The sequence below is a fragment of the Actinomadura sp. NPDC048394 genome (assembly GCF_040651755.1).
GTDB classification, from domain to species: domain Bacteria; phylum Actinomycetota; class Actinomycetes; order Streptosporangiales; family Streptosporangiaceae; genus Spirillospora; species Spirillospora montaniterrae.
On record NZ_JBEZJL010000027.1, the window covers coordinates 74296 to 88881 of the forward strand.

General features: G+C 75.1%; 15 protein-coding genes. 13 read left to right on the forward strand and 2 right to left on the reverse strand.

All coding sequences use genetic code 11. The features are described from left to right. Positions 1-29: 29 nt before the first annotated feature. On the reverse strand, positions 30-1268 hold the full coding sequence (locus tag AB0C78_RS21200; protein WP_360750409.1) for an MFS transporter: 1239 nt from the start codon (positions 1266-1268) through the stop codon (positions 30-32). Between the two features lie 137 nt (positions 1269-1405). On the opposite strand from AB0C78_RS21200, the gene bla reads away from it, so the two are divergent. From bla to AB0C78_RS21230, 6 genes are all read left to right on the forward strand, one after another. Continuing rightward, on the forward strand, positions 1406-2365 hold the full coding sequence (bla, locus tag AB0C78_RS21205; protein ID WP_360750411.1) for a class A beta-lactamase: 960 nt from the start codon (positions 1406-1408) through the stop codon (positions 2363-2365). Positions 2366-2484: 119 nt separating this feature from the next. Next, positions 2485-2838, forward strand: coding sequence for a hypothetical protein (locus tag AB0C78_RS21210; RefSeq protein WP_360750413.1), 354 nt, complete (start codon positions 2485-2487; stop codon positions 2836-2838). A gap of 49 nt (positions 2839-2887) precedes the next feature. Continuing rightward, positions 2888-3679, forward strand: a complete 792-nt coding sequence (locus AB0C78_RS21215) for a nitronate monooxygenase (RefSeq protein WP_360750415.1) — start codon at positions 2888-2890, stop codon at positions 3677-3679. Positions 3680-3764: 85 nt separating this feature from the next. After that, on the forward strand, positions 3765-4793 hold the full coding sequence (locus AB0C78_RS21220) for a DMT family transporter (protein ID WP_360750417.1): 1029 nt from the start codon (positions 3765-3767) through the stop codon (positions 4791-4793). After that, the gene (locus AB0C78_RS21225) at positions 4790-5926 is read left to right on the forward strand and encodes an FAD-dependent oxidoreductase (RefSeq protein ID WP_360750419.1); all 1137 of its coding nucleotides are present in this window, start codon (positions 4790-4792) and stop codon (positions 5924-5926) included. The genes AB0C78_RS21220 and AB0C78_RS21225 overlap by 4 nt, the downstream gene beginning before the upstream one ends. A 38-nt stretch (positions 5927-5964) precedes the next feature. After that, entirely contained in the window at positions 5965-6912 is a 948-nt protein-coding gene (locus AB0C78_RS21230) for a TIGR03564 family F420-dependent LLM class oxidoreductase (protein ID WP_360750421.1), read from the forward strand. A gap of 55 nt (positions 6913-6967) precedes the next feature. On the opposite strand, the gene AB0C78_RS21235 is transcribed toward AB0C78_RS21230, so the two are convergent. Next, positions 6968-8353 carry an FAD/NAD(P)-binding protein gene (locus AB0C78_RS21235; RefSeq protein WP_360750423.1) on the reverse strand — a complete coding sequence of 462 codons (1386 nt, stop codon included), beginning with the start codon at positions 8351-8353 and terminating at the stop codon, positions 6968-6970. Positions 8354-8465: 112 nt separating this feature from the next. On the opposite strand from AB0C78_RS21235, the gene AB0C78_RS21240 reads away from it, so the two are divergent. The 7 genes from AB0C78_RS21240 (at position 8466) to AB0C78_RS21270 (ending at position 14581) form a co-directional block, all read left to right on the forward strand. Continuing rightward, a complete protein-coding gene (locus AB0C78_RS21240; protein ID WP_360750424.1) occupies positions 8466-9551 on the forward strand; it encodes a maleylacetate reductase in 1086 nt (361 codons plus the stop codon). Next, positions 9548-10456: a dioxygenase gene (locus AB0C78_RS21245; RefSeq protein ID WP_360750426.1), complete on the forward strand. Its 909-nt coding sequence runs from the start codon at positions 9548-9550 to the stop codon at positions 10454-10456. Before AB0C78_RS21240 ends, AB0C78_RS21245 begins: the two co-directional genes overlap by 4 nt. A gap of 167 nt (positions 10457-10623) precedes the next feature. Beyond that, positions 10624-11562 (forward strand): 1-phosphofructokinase, encoded by a 939-nt coding sequence (pfkB, locus tag AB0C78_RS21250; RefSeq protein WP_360750428.1) that lies wholly within the window; start codon positions 10624-10626, stop codon positions 11560-11562. Between the two features lie 37 nt (positions 11563-11599). After that, positions 11600-12805, forward strand: a complete 1206-nt coding sequence (locus tag AB0C78_RS21255) for a PTS mannitol transporter subunit IICB (RefSeq protein ID WP_360750430.1) — start codon at positions 11600-11602, stop codon at positions 12803-12805. 6 nt (positions 12806-12811) lie between these two features. Continuing rightward, positions 12812-13111, forward strand: a complete 300-nt coding sequence (locus AB0C78_RS21260) for a PTS lactose transporter subunit IIB (RefSeq protein ID WP_360750432.1) — start codon at positions 12812-12814, stop codon at positions 13109-13111. Further along, positions 13104-13550 (forward strand): PTS sugar transporter subunit IIA, encoded by a 447-nt coding sequence (locus tag AB0C78_RS21265; protein WP_360750434.1) that lies wholly within the window; start codon positions 13104-13106, stop codon positions 13548-13550. Before AB0C78_RS21260 ends, AB0C78_RS21265 begins: the two co-directional genes overlap by 8 nt. Then, a complete protein-coding gene (locus AB0C78_RS21270; protein WP_360750436.1) occupies positions 13547-14581 on the forward strand; it encodes a zinc-dependent dehydrogenase in 1035 nt (344 codons plus the stop codon). Before AB0C78_RS21265 ends, AB0C78_RS21270 begins: the two co-directional genes overlap by 4 nt. The last annotated feature ends 5 nt before the right edge of the window (positions 14582-14586 follow it).

Below are 14586 nucleotides of genomic sequence, written 5' to 3' on the forward strand. Positions count from 1 at the left end.
AAGCGTAACCGACAAACAGACATTCTCGTCTACCAGGTGGCGTCCCCTTCACCGCGCAGGCTCCCGTCCGACCAGCCCGGGGCCCCGATCGCCGCCGCGAGCGCGACCGCGCCGACGCCGATCAGTACCGCGGTCGCGGCTACGGCTCCCACGTCGAAGAGCCGGCCGATGAGCAGGTCGCCCGCGAAGGCGAACAGGCCGGCGGCGGACTGCAGGACGCCGTAGTACGCGCCGAAGCGTCCGGGCGGGGCACGGCGGGCGGTGCGCTGGAAGATCGCAGGCTGGATCAGCCCGTTCGACACGCCGTTGAGGACGGCCGCCAGCAACAGGGGCACCACCTGGGTGCCGTCCAAGGGCGCGAGTATGAAGAACGCCGCCGCGGCGCACAGCAGACCGAGGCGCAGCACCCACGGACGCTCGCCGCGGTGACCGGCGGCCACGAAGGGCTGGGCGGCCGCGGCCACCGCCGCCAGGACGCAGAAGCAGAGCGTCGCCGCGGCCGGGGTGAAATCCAGCAGCGGGACGGCGGTCAGCATGCCGTTGGCCAGCAGCGTCGTCGGTGCGGTCGCGAGCGCGAAGAGCAGGAAGGCGCGGTCGCCGAGCACCGTCCGCACGCCCGCGAGGAGTTCCCTTCGTGGTCTCGCCGCGGGCTTCCGTCCGCGATTCGGGATCAGCAGGAACAGCACGCCGCCGACCGTCCAGAGGGCGGCCGCCGTCGCGGCCAGCGGCGTGAACCCTCGCCCGAGCGAGAGAAGGGCGAGGCCCAGGACGGGGCCGAGCACCGTTGCCGCGTGCTGGGTCGCGACGAACCCGGCGAACCCGCCTGGCCGCCGGTCCGGGCCGACGCCGGCCAGCAGGCACTGGGCCGCCGGGTTGTAGAGCGCGCCGCCGGCGGCGAGGACGACGGCCGCGCACAGCAGCGGCCCGATGCCGTCCACCGTGCCGAGCAGGACGAACCCTAGCGCGCGCAGGACGCAGGCGATCGCTCCGGTACGGCGCGGGCCGAGCAGGTCGGTGACCGCGCCGACCGGCAGCAGCAGCGCGGACTGCAGGCCGGCTTGAACCCCGAGGATCAGCCCGACCGCTCCGGCGAGCAGCCCCAGATCGTGCCGCAGGTGGGCGACCAGGTGCGCCGCCACCGCGAAGTAGCCCAGGCAGGCGGCGAGCTGGATCGCGATCACGGTCGTGATCACCCTGCGGCCGGCCGGTTCCCCGGCGGAGCGGGCGTCCGCCGGGGCGGGAGTATCGACGATCACTCGCCGCAGCACACCAGAAAGATGGGCGATGTCCCAACACGGGTCTCCAGCACGCCTGCACCCACGTGCGAAGATACGGTTTCTGCTATCGATCGATGATCCATATCGGGCTTGGACGCCGGCGGCGCGGCCGTGCTGTCATGACCGCCATGCCCAGCTCCCCGGGAACCGCGGAAAGCGGGTTCCACCCGATGCGCGCCGAAGGGCGCGGGCCCTCCCGCCGCGCCGTGCTGATCAGCGCGGCGCTCCTGCCGCTCGCGGGGTGCGATGACCACCGCCGTTCCAGCCCGACGCCCTCGGCGCCGGGACGCCGCACGCCCGCCTCCCCGGACACTTCGCGGTTCGCCGCGCTGGAACGCAAGCACGGCGCCCGTCTGGGCGTCTACGCCGTCGCGACCGGCACCGGGGCCACGGTCGCCTACCGCGCGGACGAGCGGTTCGCGTTCTGCTCCACCTTCAAAGCGCTCGCCGCGGCCGCCGTGCTGCACGGCAACCCGGTGAGCCATCTCGACAAGCGCGTCACCTATACCAGGGCCGACGTCGACTCCATCTCGCCGATCACCAAGGACCACATCGCGACGGGGATGACGATCAGGCAGCTGTGCGACGCCGCCATCCGGTACAGCGACGGCACCGCCGGCAACCTGCTGATGCGCGACATCGGCGGCCCCGCCAGGCTGACCGCCTACCTGCGCGGCCTCGGCGACAGCGTGGGCCGCATGGACGACTACGAGCCCGAACTCAACAAGATCGGCCCGGGCGACCCCCGCGACACCACCACGCCCCGCGCCATCGCCGCCGACTACCGCGCACTCGTGCTCGGCGACGCGCTGCCCGCCGGCAAGCGCGCCCTGCTCAAAGACTGGATGCTGCGCAGCAGGACCGGCGCCACCCGCATCCGCGCAGGCCTGCCCAAGGGCTGGACGGTGGCCGACAAGACCGGCAACGGCAACTGGGGCCGCGTCAACGACGTCGCCATCGCGTGGCCGCCCGAGGGCGCCCCGCTGGTGATGGCCGTCATGACCGACCGCCCCGGATTCGGCACGCCGTACAGGGACGCCCTGATCGCCGAAGCCACGACCCACATCGTCGCCCAGCTCGCGACGTGACGCCCGCGCCGCGCGCCCATTGGGTCTTGCCGGAGCGCGGGCGGTGAACTGTACTTGAGCCGAGGCGGCCGGCCCGATCGCCGTCTCCGACCTTCCCGCGCCGCATCCGAGGATCGCCGGTGGACACTGCACGGAAAGGCGCCGTCGGCCTGGTGGTGGTCGCGCTGATCATCTGGGCCGCGTTCATCGTGTGGTGGGCCACGGACGCCTACTCGGCCGCGCATCACCTGAGCGCCACGGACTGGCAGGGCAACCACCGCGCCAAGGTGCGCCTGCTGCACAAGGCGTTCGTGGTCGGCGGCCTGCCTCCGCTGGGCGCCGCCCTCGCCTGGGTGTTCGGTCCGCTGGTGGCGCGCTCGAAACCGGTGCCGCTGTGCACCGCGGTGGGGTTCCTGACCGGCGCGCTGGGCCTGGGAGTGGCCGCCGTCGTCGAGTTCGCCATCGCCCTGTCCCGCTTCGAATTCGTCTTCTAGTCCGCATCGCGGGTGCGCCCGGCGCGGTGGATGGGCGAGGATCGGGATCATGGGATTGTCGACGGCGTTCACGGACATGTTCGGCGTGGCGCACCCGATCGCCCTCGCCCCGATGGGCGGGTCGGCCGGTGGGGCGCTGGCGGCGGCGGTCTCGCGCGGCGGCGGCCTCGGCCTGCTGGGTGCCGGAAACGGCGACCCGGACTGGCTGGCCCGCGAACTGCCGGTCCTGGCCCGCGAGGTCGCGGGCAAGCCGTGGGGCATCGGCTTCCAGACCTGGGCGATCGACGACGGCGCGATCGCGCGGGCGCTGGAGCACGGGCCGGACGCGGTGATGCTGTCCTTCGGCGACCCCGGCCCGTTCGCGGAGCGCGTCCGCGCCGCGGGCACGGCCCTGATCCTTCAGGTGACGGACATGGAGGAGGCCCGCAGGGCGGTGGACCTGGGCGCGGACGTGATCGTGGCGCAGGGCACCGAGGCCGGCGGGCACGGCGCGCGGCACGGGCGGTCCACGCTGCCGTTCGTCCCGGTCGTCGTGGACCTGGCGGCGCCGGTGCCAGTGCTGGACATCGTGCGGGGCTCTCGGTGGCCGGCGCGGTACACCGCGCGCACACTCGCCCATCCTTTCCTGGACGAATGGCGCGGCCGGGAGGACGAGCTCGCCGCGTCCGCCGACGCCAAGCAGGCGTACCGGGACGCGGTGGCGGCGGCGGAGGTCCCCGCGCAGCCGCGGTGGGCGGGCGAGGGCGTCGACCTCATCGACGACCTGCCGTCCGCCGCCGACCTGGTCGGCGCCCTGGCCGTCCAGGCCGAGGAGGCCCTGGCCCGGGCCGGCGGACGGTGACCGCGATGGTGAAGTGCGGCCGGTGCGGCACCGCGCGGAGCCCCGGCGAGGGGATGCCGCCGCTCGCCGAGTTCGGCCGGGCCGGATGAGCGCCGGGCCGGAGGCCGCGCCGCCGGAGTGCCGCGAACCGGTCGACGCGGCACCGCGGCGGACGGCCGGGCGGCTGGCGGCGGCCGTCCTGCCGGTCGTGTTCGTGCCGATCTGGAGCAGCGGCTACCTCGCCGGGACGATCGGGGCGCGCAGCGGCGCGTCGCTCGCCCTGGTCGCCTGGCGGTTCCTCGTCGCGTTCGCCGTCCTCGGGGCGGTCTCCCTCGCCACCCGAGCGCCGTGGCCGAAGGAGCGGCGGACGTACGCGCACCTGCTCGTCACGGGCGTGCTGCTGCAGACGGTGCAGCTCGGCGGGGTGTTCTTCGGGCTGGCGCACGGGGTGCCGGCGGGGCTGTCGTCGCTGATCCTGAGCGCCTGCCCGCTGATCGTCGCGGCGGTCGCGGTCCCGATGTTCGCCGAGCGGCTGACCGGACGGCAGTGGGCCGGCCTCGCGCTCGGGCTGGCGGGCGTCGTCGTCTGCGTCAGCGGGAACCTGTCCGGCGGGGCGCGGACCGCCGGGTACGCCTACACGGGCCTGGCCCTGGCCGGCCTCGCCGCGGGGACGCTCTACCAGAAGCGGTTCGGCGGCTCGGTGGACCTGCGGACGGGGACCACCGTGCAGCTCCTCGGCGCGGCGCTCACCACGTTCCCGCTGGCGATGGCGCACGGCGGGCTGCGCGTCCCGCTGACCGGGCAGGCGCTCGGGTCGCTGGCATGGCTGGCGGTCGTCAACTCGATCGGCGCGCTCGTGCTGCTGTTCGTCCTGCTACGGCGCGGCACGGGCGGCGCGGCGACCAGCCTGCTGTACCTGGTGCCTCCGGTGACCGCCGTGCTCGCCGTCCCGATCCTCGGCCAGGCCCTCACCGCGAGCGTGATCGCCGGCATGGCGGTCTCGGGGGCCGGCGTCCTGCTCGTGCTGGCCCGCACACCCCGGCAGGCGCCGCCACGGCGGCCCTGGCATCGTGTCCTTGATCGGTCCCGTGGTCCGCGGGACGGTGCCCGCGCCGGGGAAGGAGACGCAGGATGAGCACCTTCATCGTCGTCGGAGCCGGTCTCGCCGGCGCGGCGACCGCGTGGCAGCTGACCCGGCGGGGGCACGAGGTCACCGTGCTGGAACGCTCCACCCCGGCCAACGCCGAGGGCAGCTCGCATGGATCCGCGCGCATCCTCCGCTACGCCTACCCCGACCCGTTCTACGCGCTGCTGGCCGTCGACGCGCGGCGCGAATGGGACGAGCTGGAACGCCTCGCGGGCGAGCGGCTCGTCAGCCCGGCGGGGGCGCTGGACTTCGGCCCCTCGCGGGCCCCGGCGGACCTGGCGGCCGTGTTCGAGGAGGCCGGCGTCGAGCACGAACTGCTCACGGCCGGCGAGGCGGCCGCGCGCTGGCCGCAGTTCGACTTCGGCGGCGGGGACGTGCTGTGGCACCCGGCCGCCGGGGTGATCGACGCGGAGTCCGCGGTGGCGGCGATGGTGCGGCTGGCGCGGGCCGGCGGCGCCCGGATCGAGACCGGATGGCCGGTGGCCTCGGTCGAGCGCGTGCACGCCGGCCTCCGCGTGGTCGGCTCGGACGGGCGCGCCGAGGAGGCCGAGAACGTCGTCGTCACGGCCGGCGGCTGGCTGCCCGGCCTGCTCGGCGACCTCGGCCTGCCGGCGGCGTTCCTGTCCGGGTTCCCGCCTCTGCAGGTGATGCAGGAGAACGCCTACCACTTCCCCTACCGCGCCGGCTCGGGCGGACCGTGGCCGACGTTCATCCACGGGACCCGCGACATGCTGGTCTACGGCCTGCCGGGCGGGCGCGACGCCGTCCTTCCCGACGGCCGGTCCGGGCTGAAGGTGGCCGAGTACAACGGCGGTCGGCCGATCTTCAGCGCGGCGGCGCAGGACGGCGTGATCGACCCCGCCAACCGGGACCGGGTCGCGGAGTACGTCCGCCGGACCCTGCCCGGCCTCGTCCCCGAGCCCTACGCCGAGACGACCTGCCTGTTCACCAACACCCCGACCGAGGACTTCGTGATCGACGGCGTCGGCGGGATCACCGTCGCCTCGCCCTGCTCGGGGCACGGCGCCAAGTTCGCGCCGCTGCTCGGCCGGATCATCGCCGACGCGGCGACCGGCGAGCGCCCAGCCCCGGCGCGATTCCGAGTAGATCGACGGGAATAGTTGGGAATAGGGAGGCTCCGGCCCGGGTTGCCGCCCGCATGAGCATCGGAGTAGCGCTGCATCCAGGCCAGACCGGAAACGCCGTCGACGATGTGGTCGCGGAGGCGAAACGCGCCGAGGCCGCGGGGTTGGACTCCGTCTGGCTCGGGCAGCGGTTCGACTACGACGCGATCGGGCTCGCGGGGCTGGTGGGCCGCGAGGCGCCCGGCCTGACCGTGGGGACGTCGGCCGTGCCGATCTTCGGGCGGCACCCGATCCTGGTCGCGAGCCAGGCGCAGACCGCACAGGCCGCGACGCACGGCCGGTTCGAGCTGGGCCTCGCGCTGGGCGCCAAGAGTTTCGTCGAGCCGGTGTTCGGCGTCCCGTACGACCGGCCCGTCACGCGGCTGGCGGAGTTCCTCACCGTGCTGCGGTCCCTGACCGAGACCGGCACCGCGGACTTCCACGGCGAGACGCTGACCGCCGCGCCGCCGATGCCCGCCGCCGTGCCGGGCGCGGAGCCCGCCGTTCCGCTCCTGGTCGCCGCGATGGGGCCGCGGGCCCTGCGCGTCACCGGCGAGCTGGGGGACGGGACGCTGCCGTTCCTGGCGGGCCCGCGGGCGCTCGGCGAGCACATCGTCCCGGCCATCACCGCGGCCGCCGCGAGCGCCGGGCGCCCGGCTCCCCGCGTCATCGCCCTGCTCCCCGGGGTGGTGACCGGCGACGTCGAGGCGGCGCGGGAGGCGGCCGCCCAGCAGTTCGCGTTCTACGACCGGATCCCCTCCTACCAGCGGGTCGTCGCGCTGGAAGGCGCGTCCAAGGCCGCGGAGCTGCTCGTCGCGGGAGACGAGGAGACCGTCGCGGCCGGAGTCCGGCGCTACTTCGACGCCGGCGCGACGGACGTCGTCCTCACCCAGACGGGCCTCACGGGTCCGGCCGACCAGGCCACGACGTGGCGCGTTCTGGGCGACCTGGCGGGCGCCTCGGCTTCCGCCGCCACCGGATGAGAGCGCTCATCGGGGGCGCGCGGCGACGACGGTCACCGGAGGCCCAGGACGGTCCTCACGGGACCCGTTCGACCTGGCGGCGGCCGAGGGCGGCGAGGCGGTCGGCAAGGGCGGCGGCCTGGGCGCGGATCTCGGGGACGGCCGTGGTCTCGTAGCGGACGCCGCGCAGGGGCGGCCCGAGGGCGAACAGGTCGCCGTGGGGCCGCCCCGCCGCGTCGCGGACGGCGCCGCCGGGGTCCGCGTCCAGCCCGAGGCCGAGCGGCCCGGGACGGGCGATGCCCGCGGCGACGAGGCCGGACAGCAGCGTGTCGGTCCCGGGGGCGCCCGCGGGCCCGGTGCCGTTGACGAGCCAGCCGACCGCCAGCTCCGAAATCCCGTCGTCGGTCCCGATGCGCACGGCGAGCCGGTCCTCCGCGCCGGCCCGGACGTCGTCGACGCGGCCGCGGTGGACGCGCAGGCGGCCGCCGGCGCGCAGCGCCTCGATCCGGGCGGCGGAGGCCGGCGGGATCCGGTGGCGGTGCACCTCCCAGTGCCGGGCGACCAGGTCGAGGAAGCGCCGCCGGTCGGCGTCGGACAGCCGGGCCCACAGGGCGGGGACGTGCGGCCGGACGGCGTCGACGAAGCCGTGCCACTCCCCGCCGTTGCGGCTCACGGCGAGCCTCGCCCAGCGCAGCAGCTCGCGCAGGCTCGTCGGCTCGGCGGGCAGGACGAGGTCGGCTTCGGGCGGGCGCGGCGGCGGATGGTGGGGCCGGGGCAGCAGCCCGTGCCGGGACACGGCGTGGACGACGCGGTCCGGATGCGTCCGGCTCAGGCTGATGGCCAGGTCGACCATGGTCAGTCCGGTGCCGACGATCAGCACGGGCGCGTCGTCGTCGATGGCGTCGAGGGCGCCGCGCCGCCACGGGTCCGCGATGTAGCGGGGCGGGGGCGGTTCCCAGGGCAGGCGTCCCGGCTGCTGGTTGCCGACGGCGAGCACGACCGCGTCGGCCCGGTGGGACGTGCCGTCGGCGAGGCGGAGCGTCCAGCCTCCGGCGGGCTCCGCCGCGAGGGAGAGGACGGTGCCGGTCAGCTCGGTCAGGTGCCCGGGCCGTCCGCGCGCCGAGGTGTCGAGGAGATCCCGCAGGTAGCGGCCGTACAGCGGGCGCGGGAGGAAGTCCTCGCCGGACGCCTCGATGCCCTGCGCGCGCGTCCAGTCGAGGAGGTGGCCGGGCTCGCCCTCGACACCGCTCATGTTCGCCGCGCGGGCGTTCAGCAGGTGGTGCGGGTCGCCGGTGGAGTACGCCTGGCCGCGCCCGTGCAGCCCCCACCGGTCGATGAGCAGGAGGCGCGGCACCGGGCCGGGGCGGCGCAGGAGGTGCGCGGCCACCAGCGTCGCGCTCGCGCCGCCGCCGGCCACGGCGACCAGGGGCTCGTCTCCGCTGCCAGCGGCGTGGTCGGCCATGCCTCCGAGAGTAGCTGATATTTCCTACAAGAATTATCCATTTTGCTCGCCGGCGGCACGCTCTCGATCTCCGGGTAGGACCCTGGTGACGCCCATTGGAGACGATCGGCACATGACGACGGCACCTGGTTCCGACGAGCGGATGCGCTTCACGCACCGCACCCTGCCCCAGCGGGTCCGGTTCGCCCCGGGCGACGCCGCCGCCGCGCTCGCCGAGGAGGTCACCGCCCTCGGCGCGTCCCGCGTGATGGTGATCGCGGCGGCGGGCAAGGCGGAGGTCGCGCGGCGGGTCGCCGACGGCCTCCCGGTCGCGCACTGGCACCACGAGACCGCCATGCACGTGCCGGTGCCGGTCGCCGAACGCGCCCGCGCCGCGGCCCGCGAGCACCGGGCCGACGCGCTCGCCTGCGTCGGCGGCGGGTCCACCACCGGGCTCGCCAAGGCGGTCGCGCTCACGACCGGGCTGCCGATCGTGGCGGTGCCGACGACGTACGCCGGCTCCGAGGCCACCGACGTCTGGGGCCTCACCGGCAACGGCCGCAAGACCACCGGCGCCGACGACCGCGTCCTCCCCCGCGCGATCGTCTACGACGCCGCGCTCACGCTCACGCTTCCCGCGGACCTCAGCGCCGCGTCCGGGCTCAACGCGCTGGCGCACTGCGTGGACGCGATGTGGGGCCCGCGCGCCGACCCGATCGACCGGGCACTGGCCGGCGAGGGCATCCGGGCGCTGCGGACCGGCCTGCCCCGGGTGGTGGACGACCCCGGCGGGCTCCCCGGTCGCGAGCTCGCCCTCTACGGCGCCTACCTGGCCGCGGTCGCGTTCGCGTCCGCCGGCTCCGGGCTGCACCACAAGATCTGCCACGTGCTGGGCGGGATGTTCGACCTGCCGCACGCGCGGACCCACGCGGTCGTCCTGCCGCACGTGCTCGCCTTCAACGCGCCGGCCGCCCCGGACGCCGAGGCGCGGATCGCCGCCGCCTTCGGCACCGGGACCGCGATCGCCGGGCTGGACCGGCTGCGCGCCCGGCTGCACGCCCCGACCGCCCTGCGCGACCTGGGCATGCCCGGGGACGGGATCGCGGCCGCGGTCCGGGCCGTCCTCGGCGCCGTCCCCGCGAACAACCCCCGCCCCGTCACCGCCGACGACCTGACCGCCCTGCTGCGCGCCGCATGGGAAGGAACCGAGCCCCGATGACCGAGGACCGCACGACGCCCGACGCCACCGCCGCCGCGGAGCAGGACCGGCGCGAGGAGGAACTCCTCGCCCGGGTGCTGCGCTCGTTCGACGGCTGCGCCGACCCCCGGCTCAAGGAACTGATGCGCGCGCTCGTCCGGCACCTGCACGCCTTCCTGCGCGAGGTCCGGCTCACCGAGGACGAATGGTGGAGGGCGATCGCGTTCCTCACCCGGACCGGCCACGTCACCGACGACCGGCGCCAGGAGTTCGTCCTGCTCTCCGACACGCTCGGCGCGTCGATGCAGACGATCACGATCAACAACCGGGCCTACCGGGACGCCACCGAGGCGACCGTGTTCGGGCCGTTCTTCGTCGACGGCGCGCCGCGGATCGAGCTCGGCGGCGACATCGGCGGCGCCGCGCCCGGCGAGCCGTGCTGGGTGGAGGGGACGGTGCGCGACGCGAGCGGCGCCCCCATCCCGGATGCCCGCATCGACGTGTGGGAGGCGGACGCCGACGGCTTCTACGACGTCCAGTACGACGACGGCCGCACCGCCGGGCGGGCGCACCTGTTCACCGGCCCTGACGGGGCGTACCGGTTCTGGGCCGTCACGCCGACGCCGTACCCCATCCCGGACGACGGGCCGGTCGGCGCGATGCTCGCCGCCGTCGGCCGCTCCCCCATGCGCGCCTCGCACCTGCACTTCAAAGTGACCGCCGCCGGGCACCGCACCCTGGTCACCCACATCTTCGTGCGCGGCGACGACCTGCTGGACGCCGACAGCGTCTTCGGCGTCCGGGAGTCGCTGGTCAAGGACTTCGAACGGCTGCCGGCGGGCACGCCGACCCCCGACGGCCGGGCGGTCGGCGGCACGTGGTCGAGGACCCGATTCGACATCGTCCTGGCCCCCGCCGGCGCGTGACCGGCGCGCCGCCTCCTCGTCCGGATCCACGGTCACGCCCGTCGCCTTCCGCCCGTCTGCGCCCGATCCCTTGACGTTCCCACAGATCTAGGCGTAAACAAATGGAAACGGACGCGAAACGGCGGTGAACCAACAGTGAGCTGCGAACGGCGCCGAGGCGGTGGGCGATGATCGTCACGCTGACGCTGAACCCGAGCCTGGACCGCACGATCGACGTCGACCGGCTCGTCACGGGCACGATGACGCGGGCGCGGTCCGCGCGCATCGACCCCGGCGGCAAGGGCGTGAACGTGTCCCGCGCGCTGCTGGCCAACCGGGTGCCGACGGTCGCGGTCGTCACCTCCGGCGGCGCGGACGGCGAGCAGCTCGTCCGGCTACTGGAGGGCGACGGCATCGCCGTCCACGCCGTCCCGGTGGCGGGGCGGACCCGCTCGAACGTGACGATCGTGGAGCCCGACGGCGTCGTCACCAAGCTCAACGAGCCGGGCGAGCCGCTGTCGCCCGCCGAGCTGGACGCGGTCGCCGGCGTCGTGCTCGACGAGGCCGAGGGCGCGAGCTGGGCGGTGACCTGCGGCAGCCTGCCGCCGGGGGTGCCCGACGACATCTACGCCCGGCTGTGCGCGTTCTTCACCTCCGCCGGGGTGCGGGTCGCCGTCGACGCCAGCGGCCCGGCGCTGCTGGCCGCCGTCGGCGCGGGCCCGCACCTGGTCAAGCCGAACCGGGAGGAGCTCGCCGAGGCCGTCGGGCGGCCGGTCGCCAGCGTCGGCGACGCGGTCGAGGCGGCCCGGGAGCTGCGCGAGCGCGGTGCGGGGACCGTGCTCGCCAGCCTGGGCGCCGACGGCGCCGTCCTCGTCGGCGAGGACGGCGTCACGATCGGGACGGCGCCCGTCGCCGAGCCGCGGAGCACGGTGGGCGCGGGCGACGCGCTGCTCGCCGGGTTCCTCGCGGCGGGCGCGGACGGCGCCCCGGCGCTGGCCGAGGGGCTGGCCTGGGGAGCCGCCGCGGTGCGGCTGCCGGCCAGCCGGATGCCGGGCCCGGACGACATCCGGCGCGACATCGTCCGCATCGACGCCCGGCCGGACCTCGGCCGTTCGCTCATCGCCTGATCCTCACGCAGACCCCCCGAACCCTGAGGAGGCCGAGATGGCCGCTGCGTACACACCAGCCGTCAGCGGAAGCGGGCTGAAAGCCGGAGTCCAGCGCCTGGGCGGCCATCTGGCCGGGATGGTGATGCCCAACATCGGCGCGTTCATCGCGTGGGGGCTGGTCACCGCGCTGTTCATCCCGACCGGCTGGCTTCCGAACAAGCACTTCGGGGAGCTGGTCGACCCGACCATCACCTACCTGCTGCCGATCCTCATCGGCTACACCGGCGGCCGGATGGTGCACGGCCAGCGCGGCGCGGTCGTCGGCGCGGTCGCCACGATGGGCGTCGTGGTGGGCTCCAAGATCCCCATGTTCCTCGGCGCGATGATCGTCGGGCCGTTCGCCGCCTACCTGCTGAAGAAGGTGGACGGCTACATCCAGGAGCGGACCCGCACCGGGTTCGAGATGCTGGTCGACAACTTCACCGCCGGCATCGTCGGCGGCGCCGTGGCCGTGTTCGGCGTCTGGGGCGTCGGCCCGATCGTCCGGCAGGTGACCAAGGGCGCCGGCAGCGGCGTCGAGTGGCTGATCCACCACCACCTGCTGCCGCTGGCGTCGGTGCTGATCGAACCGGCGAAGGTGCTGTTCCTCAACAACGCGGTGAACCACGGCGTGCTCGCCCCGCTGGGCTTCGCGGAGGCCGCGAAGGACGGCAGGTCGATCCTGTTCATGCTCGAGTCGAACCCGGGCCCGGGGCTGGGCGTGCTGCTGGCGTACCTGCTGTTCGGCCCGCGGTCGCTGCGGCCGAGCGTGCCCGCCGCGATCATCATCCACTTCCTCGGCGGCATCCACGAGATCTACTTCCCCTACATCCTGATGAAGCCGCGGCTCATCCTCGCGGCCATCGCCGGCGGCGCGGCGGGCATCGCCACCTTCATGGCCACCGACGCGGGGCTGGTCGCGACGCCGTCGCCCGGCAGCATCTTCGCCTACGTCGCCGAGACGCCCAAGCACGGCTGGGTCGGCGTCTACCTGGGCATCCTCATCGCCGCGGCCGTCTCGTTCGCGGTCGGCGCGGCGCTGCTCGGGTTCGGGAGGTTCGCCGAGAAGAAGCCGGACGAGGCCGGCGCGGAGGCGCCCGGCGGCGGCACCTCCGAGACCGCCGCGGAGGACCCGGCCGGGGCCGCCCCGGAGGACCCGGCCGGCGGCGCCGGCGCCCCGGCCGCACGAGAGACCGCCAGCCCCTCACCCCAGGAGGCGTGACCCCAGATGGACGGCAAGGACATCCGCAAGATCGTCGTGGCGTGCGACGCCGGGATGGGCAGCAGCGTCATGCTCGCGAGCAGCCTCCGCAAGGAGCTGCGGAAGGCCGGCGTCACCGTCGAGCACACCCCGGTGAACTCCATCCCCGGCGACGCCGACATCGTCGTCTGCCACGCGGGCCTCGGCGCCCGCGCCAGGAACAGCGCACCGGACAAGCCGGTCGTCACCTTCCAGGTGTTCCTCGGCGACCCGGCGGTGGCCCGCCTGGTGAAGGCCGTCAAGGACGGCGGCGAGATCGGTGCTTGACCTGCTGGCCCGCTCCGCCGTCCGGCTCGACGCGGCCGCGGCCGACCGGGACGACGCCGTCCGCCAGTGCGGGCGGGCGCTCGTCGCGGCCGGCGCGGCCGAGCCCGGCTACGTCGACGCGATGCTCGACCGCGAGCGGACGGTCTCCACGTACGTGGGCGAGGGCGTCGCGATCCCGCACGGCACGCTCGCCGGGAAGGAGCTGGTGCACCGCGACGCGCTGTGCGTCCTGCGCTTCCCCGGCGGGGTGGACTGGAACGGCGAGCGGGTCGCGCTGTGCGTCGGCATCGCCGCCCGCGGCGACGGCCACGTGCGGATCCTGGCCGAGCTCGCGCAGATCCTGCTCGACCCCGGCCGCGCGCGGAGGCTGCGCGAGACCGCCGACGCCGACGAAGTGATCCGGCTCCTGCGGCCGGACGGAGAGGAGATCGCCCCGTGAAGGTCGCCCGCTTCCACGCCCCCGGCGACATCCGCGCCGAGGACGCGCCCGAACCGGAACCCGGCCCCGGCGACGTCAAGATCAGGGTCCGCAACTGCTCGACCTGCGGCACCGACGTCAAGATCTTCAGGTTCGGGCACCACCACATCCGGCCGCCGCGCGTCATGGGGCACGAGATCGCCGGCGAGGTCGTCGCGGCCGGCGCGGACGTGACCGGCTGGGCGCCGGGCGACCGGGTCCAGGTCATCGCCGCCATCCCGTGCGGGCGGTGCGAGGAGTGCCGCCGCGGCCACCTCACCGTGTGCCCCGACCAGGAGTCGATGGGGTACCACTACGACGGCGGGTTCGCCGAGTACACCATCGTGCCCGCCAAGGTGCTCGCCGTCGACGGCCTCAACCGGATCCCGGACGGGGTCGGGTTCGCCGAGGCGTCCGTCGCCGAACCGCTCGCCTGCGTGCTGAACGGCCAGGAGCTCGCCCGGGTCGGGGACGGCGACGACGTCGTGGTGATCGGCGCCGGCCCGATCGGCTGCCTGCACGTCCGGCTGGCCCGTGCCCGCGGCGCCGCGCGCGTGTTCCTCGCGGACATCAACCCGGAGCGGCTGGAGATGTCGGCCGGCCGGGTCCGCCCCGACGCCGCGATCACCGGCCCGGACCTGGTCGAGCAGGTGCTGAAGCTGACCGACGGGCGCGGCGCCGACGTCGTCGTCACCGCCGCCGCGTCGGGCGCCGCCCAGGAGCAGGCGCTGCGGATGGCCGCCCGGCAGGGCCGGATCAGCTTCTTCGGCGGCCTGCCGAAGGACGACCCGGTCATCGCCTGCGACTCCAACCTGGTGCACTACCGGGAGCTGACGCTCGTCGGGGCGAACGGGTCCAGCCCCGCGCACAACGCCCGCGCCCTGCGGCTGATCGCCACCGGCGCGGTGCCCGTCGCCGACCTGATCACCGACCGGCTGCCGCTGGACGGCGTCCTCGACGCCATCGGCACCGTCGCCCGCGGCGCCGCGATCAAGGTCACCATCGAACCCTGACAGGA